17 protein-coding genes are annotated in these 22,751 nt (G+C 72.9%); 8 read left to right on the top strand and 9 right to left on the bottom strand.

Features of this window, described 5'->3' with window-relative positions; genetic code table 11:
• Positions 1-4 precede the first annotated feature (4 nt).
• Positions 5-2,047, top strand: a complete 2,043-nt coding sequence (locus tag A3IC_RS0149920; RefSeq protein ID WP_020557558.1) for a S9 family peptidase — start codon at positions 5-7, stop codon at positions 2,045-2,047.
• Positions 2,048-2,112: 65 nt separating this feature from the next.
• On the opposite strand, the gene A3IC_RS63740 is transcribed toward A3IC_RS0149920, so the two are convergent.
• The 5 genes from A3IC_RS63740 to A3IC_RS61195 form a co-directional block, all read right to left on the bottom strand.
• On the bottom strand, positions 2,113-2,976 hold the full coding sequence (locus tag A3IC_RS63740) for a DUF6777 domain-containing protein (protein WP_052174153.1): 864 nt from the start codon (positions 2,974-2,976) through the stop codon (positions 2,113-2,115).
• A gap of 416 nt (positions 2,977-3,392) precedes the next feature.
• Entirely contained in the window at positions 3,393-4,220 is an 828-nt protein-coding gene (locus A3IC_RS0149910) for an SDR family oxidoreductase (protein ID WP_020557556.1), read from the bottom strand.
• 346 nt (positions 4,221-4,566) lie between these two features.
• Positions 4,567-5,229 (bottom strand): SDR family oxidoreductase, encoded by a 663-nt coding sequence (locus tag A3IC_RS0149905; RefSeq protein WP_020557555.1) that lies wholly within the window; start codon positions 5,227-5,229, stop codon positions 4,567-4,569.
• 326 nt (positions 5,230-5,555) lie between these two features.
• Positions 5,556-5,864 carry an AzlD domain-containing protein gene (locus A3IC_RS0149900; protein ID WP_020557554.1) on the bottom strand — a complete coding sequence of 103 codons (309 nt, stop codon included), beginning with the start codon at positions 5,862-5,864 and terminating at the stop codon, positions 5,556-5,558.
• Positions 5,865-6,135: 271 nt separating this feature from the next.
• Positions 6,136-6,846, bottom strand: a complete 711-nt coding sequence (locus A3IC_RS61195; protein WP_020557553.1) for an AzlC family ABC transporter permease — start codon at positions 6,844-6,846, stop codon at positions 6,136-6,138.
• A 130-nt stretch (positions 6,847-6,976) separates the two neighbouring features.
• On the opposite strand from A3IC_RS61195, the gene A3IC_RS0149890 reads away from it, so the two are divergent.
• Complete coding sequence (locus A3IC_RS0149890) at positions 6,977-7,510, top strand: helix-turn-helix domain-containing protein (protein WP_020557552.1); 534 nt, start codon at positions 6,977-6,979, stop codon at positions 7,508-7,510.
• 240 nt (positions 7,511-7,750) lie between these two features.
• Here A3IC_RS0149890 and A3IC_RS61190 read toward each other — a convergent pair whose 3' ends face one another.
• The 3 genes from A3IC_RS61190 to A3IC_RS0149875 form a co-directional block, all read right to left on the bottom strand.
• Positions 7,751-8,542: a DUF3152 domain-containing protein gene (locus tag A3IC_RS61190; protein ID WP_020557551.1), complete on the bottom strand. Its 792-nt coding sequence runs from the start codon at positions 8,540-8,542 to the stop codon at positions 7,751-7,753.
• Positions 8,543-8,640: 98 nt separating this feature from the next.
• Entirely contained in the window at positions 8,641-9,555 is a 915-nt protein-coding gene (locus tag A3IC_RS0149880; protein WP_158696433.1) for a hypothetical protein, read from the bottom strand.
• Between the two features lie 282 nt (positions 9,556-9,837).
• The gene (locus tag A3IC_RS0149875) at positions 9,838-10,350 is read right to left on the bottom strand and encodes a SigE family RNA polymerase sigma factor (RefSeq protein WP_020557549.1); all 513 of its coding nucleotides are present in this window, start codon (positions 10,348-10,350) and stop codon (positions 9,838-9,840) included.
• A 165-nt stretch (positions 10,351-10,515) separates the two neighbouring features.
• On the opposite strand from A3IC_RS0149875, the gene A3IC_RS0149870 reads away from it, so the two are divergent.
• The 5 genes from A3IC_RS0149870 to A3IC_RS0149845 all read left to right on the top strand — a co-directional run bounded on the left by A3IC_RS0149870 (position 10,516) and on the right by A3IC_RS0149845 (position 20,008).
• The gene (locus A3IC_RS0149870) at positions 10,516-11,811 is read left to right on the top strand and encodes a WS/DGAT domain-containing protein (protein WP_020557548.1); all 1,296 of its coding nucleotides are present in this window, start codon (positions 10,516-10,518) and stop codon (positions 11,809-11,811) included.
• Positions 11,812-12,072: 261 nt separating this feature from the next.
• Entirely contained in the window at positions 12,073-12,639 is a 567-nt protein-coding gene (locus A3IC_RS0149865; RefSeq protein ID WP_026219672.1) for an NADPH-dependent FMN reductase, read from the top strand.
• Between the two features lie 360 nt (positions 12,640-12,999).
• Complete coding sequence (locus tag A3IC_RS0149860) at positions 13,000-13,536, top strand: cupin domain-containing protein (protein WP_020557546.1); 537 nt, start codon at positions 13,000-13,002, stop codon at positions 13,534-13,536.
• 142 nt (positions 13,537-13,678) lie between these two features.
• Entirely contained in the window at positions 13,679-14,956 is a 1,278-nt protein-coding gene (locus tag A3IC_RS0149855) for an MFS transporter (protein WP_079027214.1), read from the top strand.
• Positions 14,957-15,493: 537 nt separating this feature from the next.
• Entirely contained in the window at positions 15,494-20,008 is a 4,515-nt protein-coding gene (locus A3IC_RS0149845; protein WP_020557542.1) for a hypothetical protein, read from the top strand.
• 19 nt (positions 20,009-20,027) lie between these two features.
• Here A3IC_RS0149845 and A3IC_RS0149840 read toward each other — a convergent pair whose 3' ends face one another.
• Positions 20,028-21,050: an ABC transporter substrate-binding protein gene (locus tag A3IC_RS0149840; RefSeq protein ID WP_020557541.1), complete on the bottom strand. Its 1,023-nt coding sequence runs from the start codon at positions 21,048-21,050 to the stop codon at positions 20,028-20,030.
• Positions 21,051-21,314: 264 nt separating this feature from the next.
• Here A3IC_RS0149840 and A3IC_RS0149835 point away from each other — a divergent pair, with 264 nt between their 5' ends.
• Entirely contained in the window at positions 21,315-22,712 is a 1,398-nt protein-coding gene (locus A3IC_RS0149835) for an aminotransferase class V-fold PLP-dependent enzyme (RefSeq protein ID WP_020557540.1), read from the top strand.
• Positions 22,713-22,751 lie beyond the last annotated feature (39 nt).

Genomic DNA, 22,751 nt, shown 5'->3' with positions numbered 1-22,751 from the left:
CGGCATGTCGACGATCGAGTTGCCCCGCCAATTCGTACGTACCCGGCGCTTCTCCGCCGGTATCCCCACCGCGTTCACCGTGTCCCCGGACGGTGCCTCGGTGCTGTTCCTGCGCAGTCGATCCGGGGACGACCCGGTCGGCTGCCTGTGGCACCTGGACCTGGACTCGGCGACCGAGCGGCTGCTCGTGGATCCGGCCGCGCTGCCCGGATCGGCCGGCGAGTCCGGGATCACCGGCTACGCCGGCGACGACGCGGCGGGCCTTGCCGCGTTCGCATTGCCCAGTGGCCTGTGGGTGGTGGAGGTCGCGACCGGTCGAACCCGGCGGCTGCCCGTCGAGGGCCCGGTGCTCGACCCCCGACCGGACCCGACCGGTCGGCGGATCGCCTACCTCGCCGACGGCGCGTTGCGGGTGATCGACGTTGTCGGGTCCAACGATCGGGCGCTCGCCGAACCGGACGGCGCGCACGTGCGGTTCGGCGTCGCCGAGTACGCGGCGACCGCGTCGATCGGCCGATCGCGCGGCTACTGGTGGGCCCCGGACGGCACTCGGTTGCTGGTGGCTCGGGTGGACGAGAGCGCCGTGCCGAACTGGCACGTGTCGGACCCGACCCGCCCGGCCTCGCCGCCGCGCACGCTGCGCTACCCCGTGGCCGGCGGCGCCAATGCGCAGGTCACCCTGCGGCTCGTCACCATCGCCGGAGAGCACACGCAAGTAGATCGGGACCACCACGAGTTCGAATACCTGACGCATGCCGGCTGGGATGCCCTCGGCCCGTTGGCCGCGGTGCAGAGCCGCGACCAGCGCACCGTGCGCACCCTGGCCGTGGACCCGGCGACCGGTCGCACCCGCCCGCTCGCCGAGCAGCACGACCCCTACTGGGTACACCTGTTGCCCGGTACCCCGGTGCGGACCGAGTCCGGCGCGCTGGTCGCGCACAGCGACGCGGACGGCACCCGACGGCTGACCCTGGACGGCGTCCCGGTCACCCCGCCGGGGCTGCATGTCCGCGAGGTGTTCGGCGTGGACGGCGACGACGTGCTGTTCGGCGCTTCCGGCGAACCGACCGAGGTACAGCTGTGGACCTGGCGACCGGGCACCGAGCCGCGCCGGCTGGACACCGAACCCGGTGTACACACCGCCGTCCGCCGCGCCGGGACCCTGATCCACACCGCGCGCACCTCCGACCGACCCGGTGCCCGTACGGTGGCCCGGCGCCCGGGCGGAACCGCCGTCCCCGTGCACTCGTCGGCACACGACCCGGTTCTGCGACTGCGCGCCACCAGCTTCACCACCACCGAACGCAGCCTGCAAACCCAGTTGTTGCTGCCCTCGTGGCACCGCCGGGATACGCCGCCGCTGCCCGTGCTGGTCGATCCGTACGCCGGCCCGGCCCTCCAGCGGGTCACCGCCCAGCAGTCCCCGATGGCTTTCGTGTCGCAGTGGTTCGCCGAGCAGGGCTTCGCGGTACTGATCACGGACGGCAGCGGCACACCCGGGCGCGGGCCCGCGTGGGAGCGTGAGGTGTACGGGGACATCCTCGGGCCGGTGCTCGCCGATCAGGTGGCCGCGTTGGCCGAAGTCCTGGCCACCCGAAGGGAGTTGGATGCAAGCAAGGTGGCCGTCCGAGGCTGGTCGTTCGGCGCGATGTTGGCCATGGCCGCGGTACTGCGGCGACCCGACGTGTTCCACGCGGCGATCGCCGGGGCAGGCGTCAGCGATCAGCGGCTGTACGACACACACTGGCGCGAGCGTTTCCTCGGCCTACCCGACGAACACCCCGAACGCTACGCCGCGTGCTCGCCGCTGTTCGAGGCGGCGCGGCTGAGTCGACCCCTGCTGCTGGTTCATGGCCTGGCCGACGACAACGTGTTCCCGGCGAGCACCCTGCGGCTGTCCGGCGAACTGCTCGCCGCCGGACGGCCGCACGAGGTGTTGCTGCTGCCGGACACCGGTCACGCACCGTCGGACGAGAACCTGTTCGAAAAGCTGCTCCTGCATCAACTCGACTTCCTGCGACGGCATTTGGCTATACCGGCGGCCTGAGGTCGGTGCGGCGGGGGCGTCCCGGCCCGGCTTCCGGGCCGGGCCGGCCCGTTGCGGCGGTACGGTCAGCGCAGCGCGGGGGCGATCGACGCGGCTGCCGGACTCCCGGGTTCGGCGGATTTGCCGCCTGCGCCTCCGGGGGTGGTCGGCCGCCGACTGCCGGTCGAGGTGGAGGTGGACTTCGAGTTCGATGTCGAGGAGGCGCTTCCGGTCGGGCCGGTGACCGCGGCGGTGCCGGTGGACCCGGTGGGGGTCGCCTTCTTGCCCCGCTCGGGCAGCGGCGGCGGGGTCGCGGTGGGCGCGTCGCGGTCTCCCGCGCTCCCGGGTGGCCGGGCAACGGCGAGGTCGGGCCGGATCGGGTCGGTGATCACGAACGTCTTCACCGGCTGCTTGGCCTTCTTTACCGCAGTGGGCTTGGATCCGGTCCGCTTCCAGCCGGCGTCGGTGGTGTCCAGGCGTACGCGGCCGGGGTCCTTCTCCGGCTCGGCCAGCGGGTTTCCGCAGTTGCACTTGACCACCGGTTGTCCGTGTTCGTCGATCAACACGGCGGTACCGGCCTGCAGGATGGCGTCGAAGGCCACCAGCGCGCCGTTCTTGAGCGTGTGGTTGCGCACGAGGGTGTCGGTCCGTAGTACGACCGGCGTAAGCCGCGCCACGAACGCACGGATGGCCGGCGTACCGGCGATCTTGAGGACCTTCATCCACCGGGTCGCCGGTACCAGGTTGGCGGCCAGGCCGAGGAACCGGATCAGCTGCTCCTTGTCGCAGATCCGCGCCTTGTTGGTGCCGCCGAACAGGCCCGGGGTGTCGCCGGACAGGTTGGCGGCGGACACCTTGGGGCGCAAACCGAGGGTGTCCAGTCCGAAGTTGACCGAGAAGAACGGATCCGCACCCGGGTCGCCCGCCACGACCCCGAGCACCTTCGACACCTTCGGATCCTCACAACCGGACGCGGCACCGAGCAAGAGCGCACACGCGGTACACACGGCGACGAGCGCCGCGCGCCACGGACGCCGCCGCCGATCGGTCCTCCTCCACGCAGGCGGTGGCCAAACCTCCATCGAATCCCCCCGAAACAGAGCGGGACTTCTCCCCGATCCCGCCTCCTTCGCCCCATGATGCGCCCGAATCCTCCACAGAGTCGGCCAAACCATCACGTTTGCCGCTCCATCGATCGACCCGCCACCGCTACCCGATGCACGAAACGACGGGGCCACGCAATGGCAGGACGGCGCCGGGCGGGGCGGGGGGCTCGACATACGACGAACGCGCCCACGTCTTCCACGCCACCGTCATCGTTGCGGCGATCCGACTCCGGCTCCGCAGATGATCCGCCGTGCGGAACCTAGGCTCCCACCGCAAGGAACTCCCGGGCACCTCGCAGGGTGGTGCCCAGTCGCCCTTGTGTGGCACGGCTGTCCAGGCGAACGTCGAGTGCGCCCGGCATGGCCGCGTCGACGCGTCGTCCGACGGGAAGCTGGCAGGGGTCGAGCCCATCGCGGCGGGCGATGAGCACACCGAGCGCATGGCGGCTCAGCGCGTCCGCTCCCGCGACGTGCCGCACGCCGCCTTCCTCGGATCCCGCCAACTCCAAGAGAGCGGCGGCCAGGTCCGCGACGTGCACGGGGCAGCGGACATCGTCGGTGAACAGCACGCCGCCGCGGGTGCCGGCGGCCAGGGCATGTACGAGGCGTTCGTGCGCGGATCCGCCGTCGCCGATGATCAGCGAGGTGCGAGCCACCACGGCGTGCGGAGCGACCAGCCGAACCCCCGTCTCGGCTGCGGCTTTGGCCGCGCCATACGGGGTGACGGGGTCTGGCGGGCAGGTCTCGTCGTAGTGGATCCGGGCGCCGGAGAACACCGCGTCGCTGGAGACGTGGACCAGGCGGCAACCCTGTCGGGCAACGGACATCGCCACCCGAATCGCGCCCTCGGCGGTGACCGGCCAGTCGGCCAGGCCGCTGGATGCATTGACGACGGCACAGGGCATCACGTCCGCGATCACCCGAGCCACCTCCTCGGCCTCCCGGACATCGAGGCGATACCACCGGGCAGCCGTGGCGGAGCCGGCCCGGGTGGCAAACGTCGCGGCCGTCTCCATCCCCGCCGCCGTGGCCTGGCGTACCAGCTCACTGCCCAAGAAGCCGCTGCCGCCGATGACCAGGACCCTCATGGCATGCCACCGTAGGGGGCGCAGACACGATCCGGCCCCACCTTCGGAACATGATTCGCCGCACAGGCAGCCGGGCCGGGAGGTGGGGCGGGCGCATGGGACCGGGCCGGCCCGGCGCGTCGCCGAACCAGCCAAGCGGGCCCGGGATCGGCCGATCCGGCTGTGATCGGCGGCTTCGTGGAAAGGCCGCGTGGTCGGCCGGTGTCGGAGCGGCCCGGGCGAGCGAGTTGCACGAGGCGGTCGAACCGGGCGATGGGCGCTCACCCGGGCATGGGGCGTGCCGGCCGACGTTGGGCCCCGCTCCTGCCCGGGGCGAGTCGGCGGATGGTTCCGGGGGTTGCGGAGGTCAGGATCGGGTGAGGGTGGTGATTGCCTGCGGGATCGTGGCTTTGCCGTCGATCAGGTCCAAGCTGCGGCCGGCCGTGGCAGGTTCGTCCAAGAGGGCCACCAGAACCGCGGCGACGTCGTCGCGGGGAATGGCTCCTCGATCGGTGTGTTCGGCGAGGGTGACCAGCCCCGTGCCGGGGTCGTCGGTGAGTCGGCCGGGGCGCAGGATCGTCCAGTCCAGCTCGGGTCGAGCCCGCACGTCCGCGTCCGCCGCGCCCTTGGCCCGGAGGTAGGCGGCGAACACCTCGTCGGTACCGGCGGGCGGTTCGTGGTCGACGCCCATCGCCGAGACGACCAGGAAGCGCCGCACGCCGACCTGCTCGGCCGCATCCGCGCATAGCGTGGCGGCGGCTCGATCCACGGTGTCCTTGCGGGCGATGCCGCTGCCCGGTCCCGCGCCGGCCGCGAACACCACGGCGTCGGCACCCGCCAGGTACTCGGCCAACTCCTCGACGGGAGCCGCTTCGAGGTCGCAAATGATCGGCTCGGCTCCCACCGCGACCAGATCGTCGGCCTGCGCCGCGCGGCGAATCAGCCCCACCGCCTCGTCCCCGCGTCCGGCCAGCAACTTCGCCAGCCGGAGCCCGATCTGCCCGTGCCCACCCGCGATGACAATGCGCATGCGGTCGATGCTAACGCGCCTCCGGCGCCTCGCCCCGGCACGACGACACCCACGAACGCGACGGCCGGCGCGAACCCACCGGGCCACGCCGACGACGCGGTGGGCGACAGAAGTGCCTGCGCCCGGGCGCGCGGCCGGCTTCGCCGAGGCCGACGGGGATCGCGAGCCCGTATGCCTGCCGACGCCGCCACCGACCGGGGCCGCCGTCTCCCGGCTGACACAGTGTCGGGCAAGCGATCGTTCACGGTCCGTTGTGCAGATCGTCGGTGGCGGGTCGTCGGCTTCGGTCACGAGAAGGGGACGGCACTCGGCCGAAGAACACTTGCTCAGGAGGCCCCGGCCAGGCGCAGGAGCGCCGTCGTACCGATCGCGGCAACCACCACCACCGGGAACGGCGCCCGGCGGATCGCCAGGACGCCGGCGACCAGTACACCCGCCGGCCTGGACCAGCCGGCGAAGTCGTGCCCCTCGGTGAAGGTTCCGACGCCGACCAGGGCGATCAGGAGCACGGCGGCAGCGATCCCGAGCAGTCGGTGCGCTCGCTCGGGCAGGTGTACGCGGTCTCGGGAGAGTGGGCCGACCAGGCGAAAGGCGTAGGTCCCGGCGGCGACGACGGCGATGGCGAACAGTGGCATCAGGAGGACTCCCGGTCGAAACGGTGTGTGCCGGGCGGTCGCCGGGACGATGTGCCGGCAAGCGCGACGGCCACGTCGAGCAGCGGCATCGGGCCGACTCCGGAGGGGAATCGCCCGGCGTCGGGCCGCGTGCGGCCTGCGCCCGGAGGCACATCAGGACCGCTCCCGGGCCGTGTCGGCCCGTGCGCGCGGTGGCCGGATGGTTCCCGTGGCCGTCCACGAGCCCCGTGGATCCGCCCGAACCACCTGCGGCTCGCGCCCGGCACCCGCATCAGGCCGACCCCCCGGGCTGGTCGGGCCAGGTCGGGCGAGGTGGGCGCAGATAGGGGGTCAGGCCGAGGAGGGCGAGTAGGACCGGTACGCCGGGTGGCAGGTATGGGGTTGCGGCGAGGGCGATGGTGGCGCCGAGGAGGGCCGCGGTGCGGGTGGCGCGGTCACGGAGAGCGGGTAGGACAAGGGCCAGGAGTACGGCGGGGAAGGCCGCGTCCAGGCCCAGTGCGGTGGGGTCGCCGAGGCCGGTGCCGGCCACCGCACCGCCCGCGACGGCCAGGTTCCAGGTGACGAACAGGGCTATTCCGCACAGCCGGAAGACCGCCCGGCGCCGCGCCGGGTCGGTGTGGCGCAGCGCGAAGGCCACCGTCTCGTCGGTGATCAGGTGCGCGCCCGCCAGTCGGGTCCACCGGCGTCGCCGATCGTCGAGCACGTCCGCGACGGCGAAGCCGAACGGCAGCAGCCGGGCATTGAGGACCAGGGCGGCCAGGACGGCGGCCACCGGGCTGCCGCCGGCGAGCACCACGCCCACGGCGGCGAACTGGGCACCACCGGCGAATACCAGCACGGACATGACGATCGGTACCCATGGGTCGAGGCCGCCGGTGACGGCGATCGCGCCGAAGGAGGCACCGACCACGGCATCGGCGACGCAGACCAGGAGGATGTCGCGGACAGTGCCGCGATCGAGTGTTCGGTATGACGAACGCATGTCCGGTACAGTGAACGAAGCATTGCCCGTTCGTCAAGCCGAACGAAACGACGTCTGGAGCGAACACTTGGCCCGCCACACCCCGTCGTCCGCCCCCGAGCCCTCCCCTGCGCCGGCTGCCGGCCCGATCATGCTGATCGCGGTGTCGGTACGGCGCGAACGCGAGCGCGCGAGGTTGTCGCTGACCGAACTGGCCAAGCGGGCCCGGATCGCCAAGTCCACGCTGTCCCAGCTCGAAGCGGGCCTCGGCAATCCCAGCGTGGAGACGCTGTGGGCCCTGGCCGTCGCCCTCGGCGTACCGGTGAGTCGGCTCGTGGACCCACCGCGCTCCAGCGTCCGGGTGATCCGCGCCGGTGACGGGCCCGTCACCCACTCGGAGCAGGCCGACTACGCCGCCACCCTGCTCGCCACGTGTCCGCCCAACGCCCGCCGCGACCTGTACCGCGTCGTCGCGCAGCCCGGCGCACCGCGCGCCTCCGAACCGCACACGCCCGGCACCACCGAGCACGTGGTGCTCGCCACCGGCCGTGCTCTGGTCGGCCCGATCGAGGCCCCCGTCGAACTCGCGCCCGGCGACTACATCACCTACCCGGGCGATGCCCCGCACATCTTCGAGGCGCTGGCCCCGGACACGTCCGCGATCCTGATCAGCGAACACATCTGAGTCGAACGCACTCGGATCGAACGCACGTGGACCGATCGCGTCGGCATCGGGCGCGGCGGATCGAGCGCGGCCGGATCGTGAGCGCATCCGGGTCGAGCGGGCGCCGACGCCGCCGGCCGCCGCCGCGCACGTCGATCCCACTCTCCGTTGCCGCGCCCGAAGCGGTGGCTTGCGGGACCACCGTTGCGGACCGGCGGCCGGACGTCTTGGAGCAAACCGACGTCCGGCGCGCCGACCGGGTCAGCCCGCGGTGGGATACGGCCACGGATTGGCGCCGCACACCTTGCCGTTGCCCGCCTCGCGGCTCTTGGTCTGCTGCATCATCACCGGCGCCAGGCCGCCCGGACCGCATCGGGTGCTGTGCTGGTGGCCCAGCCGATGGCCGACCTCGTGATTGATCAGCATCTGCCGGTAGCCGCGGATGTCGTCGCCGTACGCGGTCGAACCCTGGGCCCAGCGCCAGCCGTTGATCATCACCCACGGCGTTCCGTTGGCGTTGCAGGACACGTTGGACCTGCTGGTGTCACCCACGATGGGCGAGCAGATCCGGTGCAGGGTGCCGGGACTGGACAGCCGCACCACAAAGGACGCGGTCGTTCCGTCGGTGCGATCGAAGGCCAGGGAGTCCCGGCTCCAACTGCGCGGATCGTTGAGGGTGTGCTGCACCATCGCGGCGAACAGCGTGCCGTCCAGTGCGAGGCCCTCCTCGATCTCCACCCGATAGGTGAACCGCTTGTCCGCGGCCGGCCCGGTGTCACTGCCCGGCACGGTGACGAACCGCCCACCGAGCCTGAGGGTGGGCTCCAACGGGAAGCGCAGCCCTGCCTGCGTGTCGGGATCCGACGACGCGGATGCCCGAACCGGCAGGTCTCGCTGGGCCGACGGCTGCTCGGGCAGCGGTATCGACTCGGGCGCTCGGGCGCTCGGCACCGGAGTGGCGCCGATGTCGACGGCCGGCGCGCCACCGCCGGAGATCCCGAGTACCACCGCCATCACGCATAACGCCGCGGCCATCGCGCCCACGCCGAACATCGCGCGACGTACGACGCGCGGGCGACCGGCGGAGCGGGCGTGGCCGCCGCTGCGGGCGGCGGCACGCGGTTTGGCCCGACGGCCCGTACCGCGCCGGCTCACCCCGCCCCCACGCCGGGTTCCGGAAGACGCCGGGCGACCGGTTCCCAACGGGCGCTCCGGGAGATCTCCGCACCCTCTTCGTCGGTCAGCGGCGGTCTCGGCTTGGCGTTCTGCGGCATCTTCCCGTCCAGCGGCCCGTTGGCCCAGATCAGCCGGAGCACGGTCGTACCGACCGCGACGTGCCGCCCCTGGGCCCGGAAGACGCCGTCCGGACCGAGCACGGTCTCCATCGCGAGCGGCTTACCGTCCCGTCCCGGTGCCACGCACTTGATGCTGTGCTTGAGCCCGAATTCGTCCGTGCGCTCGGCCGGGGTCTGCAAAGTGCTGGGACAGTCCGCCAAATCGCCGGGTCGCAACGACACGGAAACCACCCCGCCCGACCCGAAGGCGCCTTCCCGGGTCACCTCGGCCGAGATGCCGGTGTCGGGGTCGTAGCCGATCCGCACCGCCGACCAACTCCCCTCCGGCAGCAGGCCGGTCAGCACCTCACCGAGGTCCCGGGCAATCGCCGTGCGGGCGAGGTCGGTCCGGCCGTCGGCGGTCGCCGAGTTCGGCCGGGCCGCCACCGAGGCCGGTGTCGCCACCTGCTCGGGAGCCGCGTCGCCGTTGTCCACGGCGACCGTGGCCGCCCCTCCGATGACCACCACCGCAGCCACCGAAGCCACGATGCCACCGGTACGGATCAGGACGCGCCGTCGCCCCCGGGAGGCCGCGCGGGCCACCACCTCGGCCATCGAACGGCTGCCCTGGTGCGCCAGTTCGTCGTCGAGCCGGCGCCGGAAGGCGCGTTCCAGGTCGAGGTCGAACTCGGCATCGATGCCGAAACCGGGGCCGGAATCGGAACCGGAATCAGAACCGGGACCGGCTTCGAAATCGGCTCCGGAGCCGGGAATTGCCTTGTCGCGTGCCATGGTCACCCCCTCTCTCGTTCGATCATCGATCGGCCCCGCCGGGGCCCGTCGATGCATGTCGCCACTTCAAGTCGGCGGTGCATGTGTCCACTTGCCTGTACTCGGTGCACGTCGCTCTCTTCGGTGCACGTGTCCCCGCCCTCGGTACACGCCTTCCGTACACGCCTTCCGTGCGCGTCTTCGGTGCGCGTCCCCGACCGACGCACGCGACCGATGCGCGCACGCCGAGGGGCGAACTCGACGGCCGACCGCAACCACCGCCGGCAGCCCCCGTCGGCCGGGTCAGCCGACCAGCGGGTTGACCTCCAGCGTGCCGCGCAGTCGGGCCAGTGCGCGCGGCCCGGCGCTCTTGACCGCGGAGGTGGACATGCCGAGCATCTCGGCGACCGACTCCACGCTGTGGTCCTCCCAATAGCGCAGGACCACCACCGCTCGATCGCGTGGTGGCAGCCGCATGAGCGCGTCGATCAGCGTCATTCGCACGTCCGGGAGATCCGCGTCGGCCGCCGTGTCGGGTCGGCGCTCCAGGGCCGAAGCGTCGATGCCGGGCAGTTCGGTGGAGCTGCGACGGCGTCTGCGGTCCAGGTATGCGTTCAAGAGCACACGCTTGGCATACGCGTGCGGTTGGTCGGTGTGTTCTATCCGGCGCCAGGCCACGTAGAGCTTCTCCAGCGCGATCTGGGTGAGGTCCTCGGCGAGATGCCAATCGCCGCACAACAGATATGCCGTCTGACAGAGGCGGTGTGCCGAGGTCCGGGCGAACTCGGTGAACCCCTCGCGGCCCTGTGGGCCCATCCCGTCCTCCCTTCCTGCCGCTTCCGTCCTTGATCCATACGCATTCGAGGACCGATAGGATGCATGTGGCCTGTGTCACAGCGGGCAACGGCCCGGTCGTCCGCCGCGTCGACGGCGGGCCGGACGTGCGCGGCTGCCTCGGACCCACCACCGGAGGTTCGGAACGTGCCACGCACCCCGCCGAATCCGAGCCATCCTGCGCCCGGCGACCTGCCGTTCGTCGTGCACGAGTGGTTCGGCAGCCCCGGTGACCCCTGGTTCTACGTGCTGGTGCGCCTTCGGGGCGGCGCACCGGAGTTGGCCGACCTGCGCGAGTTGGTCCGGTCGCGCTGGGGGCCGGTGCCCCGGATGCGGCTGCGGGCGCGCCCGACGCCGACCGGACGCCGGCGCGGACGTCCGCGTTGGTTCGTGGCCGACGGCCCGGACTCGAAGCAGCACGTCGTCGCCGCGCCGGTCCCGCCCGGCCCGGACGCGCTGCGCGAGCGAGTCGGCGAGCTGCTCGGCGAGCCGCTGCGATCGACCGTGGCCACATGGCGGCTGTACCTGCTGTCCGGCCCCGAAGTCGACGAATTCGCGGTGCTGTTGCGGGTGCACCACGCGGTGGCCGACGGCGTCTCGGTGATCCGGCTGCTGGAGCGGCTGATGGGCGACGGTGCCGAGGCGGGAGTTTCCCGGCCCGGCAGCGCGGTGCGCCGGGTGCCGCCGGGACCGGCCTCGCTACGCGGGGTTCCGGCCACGGCCGCCGGGGTGCTCCGACCGAACGCGCGCCTGCCGTTCAACGGCCGCCCCGGCGAGGGTCGCCACCCGGCCTGGGTGACGGTGTCCGCGCAGACGGTACGAGCCGCCCGGCACGCGGCTCCGGGCACCGCGCGCCCGACCGTCAACGACGTGTACCTGGCGGCGGTTTCCGGGGCGCTGCGCACGGTCCTGGCGGACCGGGTGATACCGGGTCGTGTCGCCGGGCTGGTCCCGGTGAACATGCGGGCGGCGGACGAGGCGTCCCGGATCGGCAACGTGGTGTCCTTCTTCCGGATCCCACTACCGCTTACCGAACCGGATCCGCGTGCCCGGTTGGCCCGGGTGCACGCCGAGACGGCGCGCGCCAAGTCGATCGGACAGGCCGCCGTCGCGCGAACCGCCGTCGAGGTCGCCGCCCGCCTACCGCTGCACGTGACTCGACTCGCCGGCCTGATCACCATGTCCGCAGGCCATGCGAACACCAGTTGCACCAACTTCCCGGGCCCGAGGACCCCGTTGGTTCTGCTCGGCCGGCCGGCCGTCGAACTGATCGTGGCGCCGCCGCTGATGGGGTCGCAGAACGTGGTCTTCGGCTTCACGAGCCACGGCGACACGTTCACGGCCGGCGTCACCACGGACCGCGCCCATCGCGCACTGGCGGACCGGCTCGCCAGGGCCCTCGGCGCCGAGTTCCAGAAACTGGCAGCGGCCGCGGCGCCCTGAGCCGAACTTGAGCACCCTCCTTCGACCCTGCGCCGACCGGCGACGGAGGGCCGGCCGAAGACCGCGGGTCGGCGGGCGCGTGTCGCGATCGGTCCCCTGTGTGGCATGTCGGGCCATCCGTGTCGGCCCCGTCCGGGTCATACGTTTCTCGTGTACCCCGGAACGGGCACGCCGCCGATCGGTCCGGTCGCCGGCCGCTTCGCCGCGACCTCGACAGTGCGCGCCCGCCCGAACATCGAACCCCGCGAAGGAGCGCTCGCGATGAGTGACATCAAGATCCTGGGCATTTCCGGCAGTCTGCGTGCCGAGTCGCACAACACCCTGCTGCTGCGTGCCGCGCGAAAGTTCGCCCCCGGCGGCATCGACATCGAGATATACGACGGCCTGCGCGAGATCCCACCCTACGACATGGACCAGGACAATCCGGACGATCGTCCCGCCGTCGTCGCCGACCTGCGCCGGCGGATCACCGAAGCCGACGGCCTGCTGATCGCCACCCCGGAGTTCAACTACTCGATCCCCGGCGTACTGAAGAACGCGATCGACTGGGTGAGCACGGACTGGACCAAGACCGAGGGCCTGCCGCTGTTGCGCAAGCCGACCGCGATCATGGGGGCGGCGCCCACCCACTTCGGGTCGGTGCGCGCGCAACTCGCGCTGCGCCAAGTGTTCGTCTGGACGCACACCGACGTGGTCGGCAAGCCCGAGGTGATCGCCTTCCGGTCGCACGAGCGCTTCGACGACGCCGGGAACCTGATCGACGAGGCCACCATCGGCATGCTTCGGGACCTGCTCGACGCACTGGCGGGCAAGATCGACGGCAAGTAAATCGATCGATCGAGGCCGAAGTCCGCGTTCGCCCACCGGGCCGCCGGGATCCGACCGCGGGGAGCGCCGTCGGGCCGTGACGCGGTCCCGATGCGCGCGAGGGAGGGGTTTCGCCGTCACGGGGCGGCGAAACCCCTCCCGCCCGGCGCGCCGGCGCGTGCCCGCGCTGCCCCCGCTCGCCCGCCGCTCTCGAATTGACCCATCATTCCGGCATGGAAATGCACCCTTCCATGGGTCGATAGCCGCCATAGATTGATACCAACGAACGGCGCGGCCGGGAGTCGAAAGCCAAGCAGCGCACACCGACCGGCCCACCGATCCACTCGACCGACCCACCTCCTCACCTTCCAGGGAGTCACCATGTCCACGCACGCCTCGAACACCGCCGGCAACACCGCGAACGCCGCCGCCACCGCCACCGCCACCGCCACCGCTCCGATCCTGGTCCGCACCCAGGAGGCGGACATCGTCCAGGACGGTCCCACCAGCCTGATCACGTTGCTGGCCGACACCCCCGGGATGACCGCCAACCTGGCCACCTTCCACAAGGGCTCGCCCGGCGCACCCGCCCACTTCCACACCCGGGCAAGCGAGATGTTCCACGTCACCGAGGGCACGATGCGCATCCTGCTCGGCGAGGAGATCGTCACCCTCGAAACCGGCGACTTCCTGCTGGTGCCGCCGCACATGCCGCACGCCTTCGCGCCGGCGCCGGACACCGAGGCCAAGATGCTGGTCGTGTTCACCCCGGGTATGGACCGCTTCGACTACTACCGGCTCCTGGAGCGGGTGTACCGCGGTGAGGCCGACGTCGCCGAACTGCGCGAGACCTCCGAGCGGTTCGACAACCACTACGTCGACAGCCCGGTGTGGCGCCAAGCCCTCGCCGGTGCGTGAGGTCCCGGTCCGATCCGGCGTCGGTCGCCTCGTCCCGACCCCTCATGGGAAGGCGGGGCGACCGTCCTGCCCCGCCTTGCCCGCGGCACGGCAGCCGCGCCGGCCGCGCAGCCGGCTTCCCCACCGTTCCGAGGAGTCCATGATGCGAACCACGTCCATGCCGACCCGGCCGGTGCCGGCGCTGCGCATCCCCGGGCCGGCCGGCACACCGTCCCGCCCGCTCGCCGGACACCCCGCCGCACGGCCCGAACGCCGGGTGCCCGCCCTCGCGTTGGCCCTGCTCGCCGCACCGCTCGCGATCAGTGCCAACAGCCCCGTGCTGATCCTGCCGGACATCGCGGCCGACCTGGGCGTCTCGTCGGCCACCGGTTCGTGGCTGGTCAGCGTGTTCGGCTGGGCGGTCGCGATCGGGACGCCGTTGGCCGCCGCGCTGATCCGCCGGCGGGGCGCTCGGTCCACACTGACACTGTCCGCGGCCATGGCCGCGCTCGGCACGGTGGCGGTCGCCCTCTCGCCGTGGTTGCCGCTGTTGCTCGCCGGGCGGGCGGCCCAGGCGTTCGGCGGTGCCGGGCTGACCGCCGTCGCGCTGAATCTGGCCGGTTCGGTGCGCCGGATGGGCGTGATCACCGCGCTGTTCGGCATGTGCGGCGCGGTCGGCCCGACCGCCGGCGTCGTGCTCGGCGACGTGCTCTCCTGGCGTGTCCCGCTGATCGCCTCCGCCGTGGGCCTGTTGGCCGTACCCTTCGTCGCCCGTCGAGCGCCGGCCCGGCCGGCCGCCGCCGACGCCGATCGGTTCGACCCGGTGGGCGCCCTGCTGACGACCGTGCTCGTGTCCGCGCTCGTGTTGGTGCCGCAGTATCCGCTGCCCGCGCTGTTCGGCGCCCTGATCGCCGTTGCCGCGCTGGCCCTGCGTCTGCGGGTGGCGCCGAACGGCTTCGTGCCGGTGGCGATCCTGCGCAGTCCGACCTTCGGCTTGGCTGCCGGCGTCACGCTGGCGCTGTCCACGTCGTACTTCACCCTGCTGTTCGCCGTCCCGCGTCTGCTCGCCCGGGACACGGCCTGGAGCACCGGACGAATCGGCCTGGCCCAACTGGTCGCGCTGCTCGTCGGCTCGGCGGCCACGTGGGGCTTCGCCGCCGTCTCCGGCCGGCTCGGCCGGCGCACCGTCCCGGCCCTGCTGATCACACTCGGCGTACTCGCTCCGCTGGCCGCCCTGGTCGGCGTCTGGGCTCCGCTGCTCCTGGTCGTCACCGCACTCTCGGTCTTCGCCGCGACCTCCGGTCAAGCCACCCTCGCGGTACTCGCCGCCGGGTCCGTCGCGCCCGAGCAACGCCCGACCGCCATCGGCCTGTTCAACCTGTGCTACCTCCTGGGCGGTGCCTTCGGCCCGGCCATCGCGGCCCTGCTCGCCGTCCACTGAACGGCCGACTCCCGGTGCGCCCGGCGGCATCCGGCCGGTGCGGATCGGGGTGTCCACCGAGCCGCCGCCCGAATCGGCGCCCATCGATACTCAGGACAGACGTTCGGTACTCAGGTCGGCGGCCGAGTAGCCGGGCGGATGGTTCGCGTCGGTGGGCGCCGTCAGGATGTGGTGTGCAGGCAGCGGGCGCGGGTGGGGCGGGACCGCCGACACGGGGTGGCGGAACGGGCGTCGGGACGGGTGGGTTGTTCGAGGGGTGGGGTTTCGCCGCCACGGGGGCGGCGAAACCCCACCCCTTCATCGGTTGTCCACGCCTCGGATCGGCGCCCGGCCCGCCGGGAGTGGTCTTGTACGATCTCGGCCATTCCGACCGCCGGGCGCCGAGGCCGGCTCCCACGAGGCCACCCCTATCCGGCCCCCTACCGATGGCCGCCGAGGCCCAACCGTCGGTGAGTTGTGGTGGGGTGGTCGTCGTGAACCCGCCCGGAACCGGGGAACGGCGGTGGACGGGTCGGCCCGACGAGGGGAAATCGAACAGTGACGCATGGAGCCGCCCGCCGGTACGACCCGGCCGCCGAGGTGCTGCTCGGGCTCGCGGTGGCGAGCGGCGATCCCGGGGACGCGGGCCGATTGCGGCATCGACTCGGCGTAACCGACCCCGCCTACCTGGCCGACGCGTTGTTGCCGATCGCCGCGCGCACCAAGGCCGTTCGCGACTCGGACGTGCTGGTGCGGCGTGCCGTGGCGCGCAACCCCCGGGCCACCGCCGCCGACCTGGCCGCGCTGTTGGATCGGCCGGACCCGGTGGTGGATCGGCTGGTGTACCGGCATGCCACCGCGCTGCCGTGGATGCGCCGCAAGGTGCTCGCCCCGGGGCGACATCCGGATCCGGCGGCGCTCACGGTGTTGTTGGAGGAGATCCGGGCCTGCGCCGAAGACCCGCCGGATCATCCGCACTTCGTCGGCGCCGCCGTGGTGTCGGACGTGCCGGCACTGGTTGAGCACGCACTGCGCGCGAGCGGCTCGCGACTGGCCCGGGCCGAACAACTTCGGGGCGTGCTCGGCCTGTTCGCCGACCCACCGCGGCTGGCCGGGTTGCTCGCGGAAACGGCGACGCACACCGACCCGGGCCGCGGTCGGCTCGGATCGCCGATCGAAGCCGACGGCGACGGCGACGGCGACGGCTTCGGTGCGCCGATCGCCCCCGACGTCGCCGATCTCGCCGCGCACGCCCTGGCCTCGGGGCGGGTCGCCGACCTGCGGGCCGCGGTGTTCGCCGCCGAGGGCACCGCCGGCCTGATCGCCGGTCTGCGCGCCGGTGAGCCGGAACCGACCTGGCGCCGCGACCTGGACTGGGCCCGGCTCCTCGCCGCCCACCGGGCCGAGCCGCTGCCCGAGGCGGCCTGCGCCGCACTGGCCGGGCGAACGGACTGTCCCGATGCGCTGCTCGTGGAGCTCTACCGGGCGCACCCGGAAACCGTGGCTCGATCGGCTCGTCCCTCGGCCGCCCTCCTCGAAGCCGCCGCGCACTGCCCCGGCCACCCCGAGGTGGCCCGAATCGCCGCCTCGGCCGCCGCAGCGGGGCTCACCGGCGAGCGACACACCACGCTGGTCGTGGAGACGATCGCCCCCGCCCGGGCGGCGATCGCCACGCTGGCCGAACTCCCGGCCGGCCGGCCGCTCACCGACCTGATCCACCGTCACCTGGGCGGCTCGGCAAGCCGTTGGGCCACTGTGCGGGTCGCCCTCTCGCGCCACAGGGGCACCCTGGCCGAGTTGCTGGCCCACGTCGCCGACGGATCCGTTCCGGATGCCGGTGCGGCCGTTCCGCCGGCCCTGTCCAGGCCCTATCGGTTTCTTCTCCATGCCGCCGACCCCGAGGACCTGCGCGCGTTGTTGCCCCGGTTGCCCGACGAGTTGCTGCGCGACCTGCTGGGCAGGGGGCCGCTGCCGGCGCACGCGCTCGACGTCGCGCTGGCCACCCGCGATCCGCGAGTGTGCGCGGCCGTCGCACACAACGCCGGCCTGGATCCGCGCGAGCTGGGCCGGCTGGTCGCGCTGGACGAACCCAGCGTCGACGCGGCCGTGTACCGCAACCATCGCACCCCGCTGACCCTGCGCCGCACCATCGCCTCCGGCGTGCCGCGCACCCCGGGCCGCACCGAACCCGTGCCGCTGGACCCGGGGTTGCGCGCCGACCTGCTCGACTGCCGGGACCAGCGCCGGCTCACGCCGCTGGCGGTCAGCGGCGACCCGGAGCTCGTGCACGCCGCGCTCCACGCGTTCCCGTCCGCCGACACACGCTGCTTCGCGTTCCTGCGGGTGTGGCGGCGCGGCGGCCCCGACGCGGTCCGGCGCCTGGTGGAACTGCTCGGCGAGCCGGGTCACTGCGACCGAACCGCCGCCGTCCTGAACGCGCTCGAAGCCCCAGGCGGGCCGAGCCGCTTGGGCCCACCGCGCATCCCGTACGAAGATCCCGAGGCGCTGCCTCGCGTATTCGCCGCCGCCAGGGGACGCAACGCCACCCGCCGACTGATGGCCACCCTGGTGCACGAACCGTACGTCTACGACCTGCCGCGCCTGGTCGCCCGGCATCGCGAAACGCCGTATCCGCCCGAGCCGATCGACGAACTCCTGCGCCACGAGCACGCCGACGGCGAACTCGGCCGGCTGCTGCGGCTCGCCCTGGTCAACCGCACGTGCGGCTCCGGGGCCGAGGATCTCAACCGCGAGCCGGTCGACCGGCTGGGCGCTGTCGCGTTCGGCCGCGCCGACGCCGCGTGGGTGAACGACTGCGTGGATCACGGCCTGCTGGACCCGGTGCGGTTGGTGGACACCGCACGGCCGGCCGGCGAGGTGCTGCGCGCGCTGCCCAAGCTGGCGCCGGAGACGGTGGCCGCGCCGATCCACGCACGGCTGGCGGAACTGGTCCGGACCCACCTGGCCGGCCACGTCGAGGCCACGGTGATCGGACTCGGCCTGCTCGACTCGTTCGCCGGCACCGTCGCCGAGCTGATCACCGTCGCGGCGCAGGCGGCCGGCCGCCCGCCCGGGGCCGCGCAACGCGCCCTGCACGACGCGGAGATCGCCGAGTACGCCCGCACCCTCGCGCGGCACGCGCCGACGTCGCACACCCGTGCGCCGGCCGGGCCGGCACTGCCGACCAGACGCGGTCGGCGCAACACCCCCGATCGGGGCTGCGCGCTCGCGGCCGCGCAGCTGTTGCGGCAGGTCGTGCCGGATGCGCCGATACCCACCGACCCGGCGGTACTCGCGGTGTTCGCGGAGACCCCGGAAGCGGACCTGCCCGGGCTGCGCCACCCGAACTGGCTGGTCGCGGCATGCGCGGCCGACGCCGGCGACCTGCCGCGGGAACGGCTGGCCCGGCGGGATCCGGCCGGCTTCCGGAACACCGCCTCCGCCTCGGTGCGCTACCGCGCGGGCCTGGTCGGGCCGGCCGAGATGATCGCCACCACGCCGGCGCGCGCACTCGGTACGGCCCGCCCTGGCGAGTTGTCGCAGTTGGCCCGGAAACCGCTCACCCGGGCCGTGCGCGCACTGCTCGCCGCCCGACTCGGCCACGATCGCGACCGCTGGCTCGCCGCGTTGGCCGCGATGGACACCGACGCCGGCGAACTGCCGCTGCCCGCACTGCTCGACCGGGTGACCACCGGTGCCGACCGCCGATCCGAACCCGCGCCCGCGACGCTGTCGAGCGCGGGTTCGGCCCTGCTCGTGTACGCCGACATGCACGTGCTCCGCGCCGTGCTCCCGTCGCTGGGCCCGCGGGCGGCGGGCACCCTGGCCCGCGACGCCAAGCGCACCCGGCATGTCGGCGACGACCTCGTCGGGTACGTACTGGGTCTGGCCGACGCGGGTCCCGCACTGATCCTGGCCGAGGGCGACTCGCGCTCGCCGCACACCCGACACATCCGGGAAAGGCTGCTCGATCGGGGTGATCCGGTGCTGGAGGACCGGTTGTACGGCGACGTGAAGGGGCACGGGGACGTGGCCGAGCGGCGTCGGATCCTGGCCCGCGCGGCCGAGGACACCCGGCCGTTGTCGCCCGTGCTGCGCGAGCGCCTGCTCGATCCCGGGGTGTTCTCCAAGTACTGGGCGGACTCGTTGCGGGTGACCGTTGAGGCGGCGTGCCCCGACGTGGTCGAGCTCGCGCTGGCCGGTCTGGCCGGGAAGTTGTCGCTGCCGGACCAACTGCTCGCGGCCCGCAACACGTTGCGCTTCGGCGGCCCGAACCGGCTGCGCGCGCTGATCGACCGCGGACTGCTCGGCAGCGGTGCCGCCGGGGTCGCCGCGAAGGCACTGGCCGGCGGCGACCCGACCGGGGCCGGCGTAGCGGTGCTGACCTCGCGGATCGACCGCGAACTGTCCCCGACCCGGCTGGTCGCCAGGCTGCGTGGCTGTCACCGGCTCGCGGATGCCGAACGCGTCCTGGACCGCCCCTACCGGCGCGACTGGACGTTGCTGGCGAGCGAACACACCCGCGAGCCCTGGCCGGCCGGTGTACGGCAGGCGCTGGTGAGTCGGCCGGACGCGCCCGAGGAGTTCGTCGTGACGATGCCGACCGACCTGCGTCCCGCCGAGGCGTTCGCGGCGGCCCGGCGCGGCCCGCGGGCGGCTCGGACCGTCGCCGCGTGGGTGCTGCCCGACGGCGGCACCGCCGAATGGCACGTCGAGATCGAGCGATTGATCGAGGCGGGCCTGCTCACCGGCCACGACCTGGTACACGAGGTGGGTCACGCCGACCGCGTGCTGCGCTACCTGGCCGACGCCCGGGCGCGCATCGACCCGTCCGAGCCGGTGCGGGTGGCGGTGGCGGCCGCGTACACCGAGGTCGCCGCGTTGACCGTGGATCTGCTCGGCACCGAGGACCGGTCCTGGCAGCGCCTGTTCGGCGCGCTGACCGAGCGCGACGCACACTGGCGTCGTGCCGAGGGGCCGGCCGCGGGAGTCGCCGCACTGCTCGCGTACGCGGCGCGCGAGCCCCTGGGGCGTGTCTTCGATCCCCCGCCGGGCGCCGCGTCGGGTGGTTGACCGGGCCGTCTGTTCGGGCTCAGCCGATCAGGTTCTTCTCCAGGTCGCCCAGGATCGAGTTCGCCGCGACCACGCCCAGGCCGAGGTACCAGGTCTCGTCGGGGACCGTGACGGCCTTGCCCTTCTCCACCGCGCCGAGCTTCTTCCACAGCGGGTTGTCGGTCACCCGGGCCTGCGCGGTCTTGTCCGCGGGGCCGTAGGTGCCGACGAAGATCCGATCCGCGTCGGCCTCGGTGATCCGCTCCTCGGACAACTCCACGGCCAGGTCGTCGATGTTCTGGTTGGCCGGGCGCGGCAGGCCCACGTCCTGGAGCACGGTGCCGATCAGCGACTTGTTCGCGTACAGGCGGATCTTGCCCGGCATGAAGCGGACCATGGAGATGGTGGGCTTGTTCGAGCCCAACTTGTCGCCCAGCGCCTTGGCCCGGGCCTGGTAGGCGTGCAACTGCGCTTGGGCCTCGGCGGTCTTGTCCAAGGCCGCGGCGTTGAGCAGGAAGTTCTCTTTCCAGGTGTAGCCGGGGCGCACCGAGAACACGGTCGGCGCGATCTTGCTCAGCACCGCGTACTGCTGTTCCGCGCGCAGCTTGCTGCCCAGGATCAGGTCCGGCTTGAGGTTCTCGATCGCCTCCAGGTTCAGGCTGTTGATCGTGCCGACCTTGGCCGGCTTGCCCGCCTTGCCGCCCAGGTAGGCCGGGAGTTCCTGGGATCCGTCGGTGAATGCGACGCCGACCGGCTGCACGCCCAGGGCCGCGACGTTGTCCAACTCGCCGGTGTCCAGCACGACGACCCGCTTGGGCTGCGCCTTGAGCGTCACGTCGCCCATCGCGGTGCGGATCGTGCGTGGGTACTGACCGGGCGCGGCATCGGTGCCCAGGCCCGTGGTCACCTGGCCGGCGCTGCCGAACTCCTTGCCTCCGGCTGCGACGGCGGGCTTGCCACCGCCCTTGTTCCCGTCGGACGAGTCCGAGCCACAGGCTCCGGTGAGCAGGGCGGCGGACAGGGTCACGGCGACGGCGGCGATCCGGCGGCGAGGTTTCGGCATGGGTCCTGGTTCCTTGGCACGTGTGGGGACACGAGCCGGGCGCCGCGACGAGGCGGCGCTCGACCCGCACTGCGGAGGCAGGGCGATCCGCTGAGGCAAGCCTTACCTTCCCCAACCCTAGGGGATCCTTGTCGCGGATCAACCATCAGGGGTGAGAACGGGCACCGGCAGGCCCGAACCCGGTCCGCGACGCGCGGCCGGCCCATCCGTTGACGCTGCCGCCGGTGCGGCGCAAGACTCGGCAGACCCGGGGAGGTGAGGCCGGTGGTGGTCGCCGACGTGCTCGGTCCGGACTTCGACGCGATCCGACGGGAGGAGTACGGCTACCTGGACGACGAGGGCCTGGTCTACCTCGACCACACCGGAGCGGGGTTGGCCGCGCGCAGCCAACGGCGGGCGCACGCGGAGCGGCTGTCCGGGGCCACCTACGGCAACCCGCACTCCGAACACCCGGCCTCGGTCGCCTCCACGACGCTGGTGGAGAACACCCGCCACGCGATCCTGGATCACTTCAACGCCGACCCCGACCGCTATGCGGCCGTGTTCACCGCGAACGCCACCGGCGCTTGTCGACTGGTCGGCGAGGCATACCCGTTCCGCCGCGGCACCCGCCTGGTGCTGCCGATCGACAACCACAACTCGGTGAACGGGATCCGCGAATACGCCCGCGCCGGCGGCGCCCGCACCCAGTACATCGGCCTGACCGGCGCGGAACTGCGCCTGGACGGCGCTGCGTTGCGGGCAGCACTCGCCCGCCACCGAGGATTGTTCGCCTATCCCGCGCAAAGCAACTTCACCGGGGTCCGGCACCCCCTGGAGTGGATCGGCGTCGCCCAGGAGCACGGCTACGACGTGCTCTTGGACGCGGCCGCGTACACACCCACCAATGTGCTCGATCTGAGCGTGGTGCAGCCGGAGTTCGTCGCGGTGAGCTGGTACAAGGTATTCGGCTACCCGACCGGCGTGGGCTGTCTGCTGGCCCGCCGGGACGCGCTCGCGCGGCTGCGCCGGCCGTGGTTCGCGGGCGGCACGATCGAGGCGGTCAGCGCGCAGGGCGGCTGGCATCGCATGGCCGGCGACGAGTCCGCCTACGAGGACGGCACGCTCAACTTCCTCGCCATCCCCGATGTCGCGCACGGCCTGGCCTGGGTGGACTCGCTGGGCATGCGGGCGATCCACGACCGGGTCGCCGATCTCACCGCCCATCTGCTCGCCGGATTGGCCGAGTTGCGCCATCACTGCGGCGCGCCGCTGATCCGGGTGTACGGGCCGGACACGGTGAGCGCCCGGGGCGGCACGGTCGCACTGAACATCCTGGACGCGGCCGGCGCCGTGGTCGACGAGCGCATCGTCGCCCGCGACACCGCCGCCGCGGGGATCTGCGTGCGCACCGGCTGCTTCTGCAATCCGGGCGCGGGCGAGGCGGCGTTCGCGATCGGGCGCCGGACGCTGCGCGGCGCGGTGTTGCGTACGGCCGCCTCCGGCGGGACCCTCGACGACTATCTGACCCGCCTGGGGCTGCCCTCCGGCGGCGCGGTGCGCGTCTCGCTCGGCCTGCCGTCCACGACCGCCGACGTGGACGCCTTCCTCGACTTCGTCTCGCGCACTTACCGCGACCGGGCCACCGACGCCCGGGGGCTGGCTCCTCGGCTGCGCTGCTGACCCGCCCGACTCCGTCGGGTGCGCGCTCGCGGGTGTGCG

The organism is Embleya scabrispora DSM 41855 (assembly GCF_000372745.1).
Taxonomy (GTDB): domain Bacteria; phylum Actinomycetota; class Actinomycetes; order Streptomycetales; family Streptomycetaceae; genus Embleya; species Embleya scabrispora.
This window is presented reverse-complemented; position numbering and strand designations above follow the sequence as displayed.

Bases quoted from the DNA above. Each gene is read 5' to 3' on its own strand.
- A3IC_RS0149920 (WP_020557558.1), top strand. From the start codon at position 5: ATGTCGACGATCGAGTTGCCCCGCCAATTCGTACGTACCCGGCGCTTC.
- A3IC_RS0149910 (WP_020557556.1), bottom strand. From the start codon at position 4,220: ATGAGGGTCCTGGTCATCGGCGGCAGCGGCTTCTTGGGCAGTGAGCTG.
- A3IC_RS0149905 (WP_020557555.1), bottom strand. From the start codon at position 5,229: ATGCGCATTGTCATCGCGGGTGGGCACGGGCAGATCGGGCTCCGGCTG.
- A3IC_RS0149900 (WP_020557554.1), bottom strand. From the start codon at position 5,864: ATGCCACTGTTCGCCATCGCCGTCGTCGCCGCCGGGACCTACGCCTTT.
- A3IC_RS61195 (WP_020557553.1), bottom strand. From the start codon at position 6,846: ATGCGTTCGTCATACCGAACACTCGATCGCGGCACTGTCCGCGACATC.
- A3IC_RS0149890 (WP_020557552.1), top strand. From the start codon at position 6,977: ATGCTGATCGCGGTGTCGGTACGGCGCGAACGCGAGCGCGCGAGGTTG.
- A3IC_RS61190 (WP_020557551.1), bottom strand. From the start codon at position 8,542: ATGTTCGGCGTGGGCGCGATGGCCGCGGCGTTATGCGTGATGGCGGTG.
- A3IC_RS0149880 (WP_158696433.1), bottom strand. From the start codon at position 9,555: ATGGCACGCGACAAGGCAATTCCCGGCTCCGGAGCCGATTTCGAAGCC.
- A3IC_RS0149875 (WP_020557549.1), bottom strand. From the start codon at position 10,350: ATGGGCCCACAGGGCCGCGAGGGGTTCACCGAGTTCGCCCGGACCTCG.
- A3IC_RS0149865 (WP_026219672.1), top strand. From the start codon at position 12,073: ATGAGTGACATCAAGATCCTGGGCATTTCCGGCAGTCTGCGTGCCGAG.
- A3IC_RS0149860 (WP_020557546.1), top strand. From the start codon at position 13,000: ATGTCCACGCACGCCTCGAACACCGCCGGCAACACCGCGAACGCCGCC.
- A3IC_RS0149855 (WP_079027214.1), top strand. From the start codon at position 13,679: ATGCGAACCACGTCCATGCCGACCCGGCCGGTGCCGGCGCTGCGCATC.
- A3IC_RS0149840 (WP_020557541.1), bottom strand. From the start codon at position 21,050: ATGCCGAAACCTCGCCGCCGGATCGCCGCCGTCGCCGTGACCCTGTCC.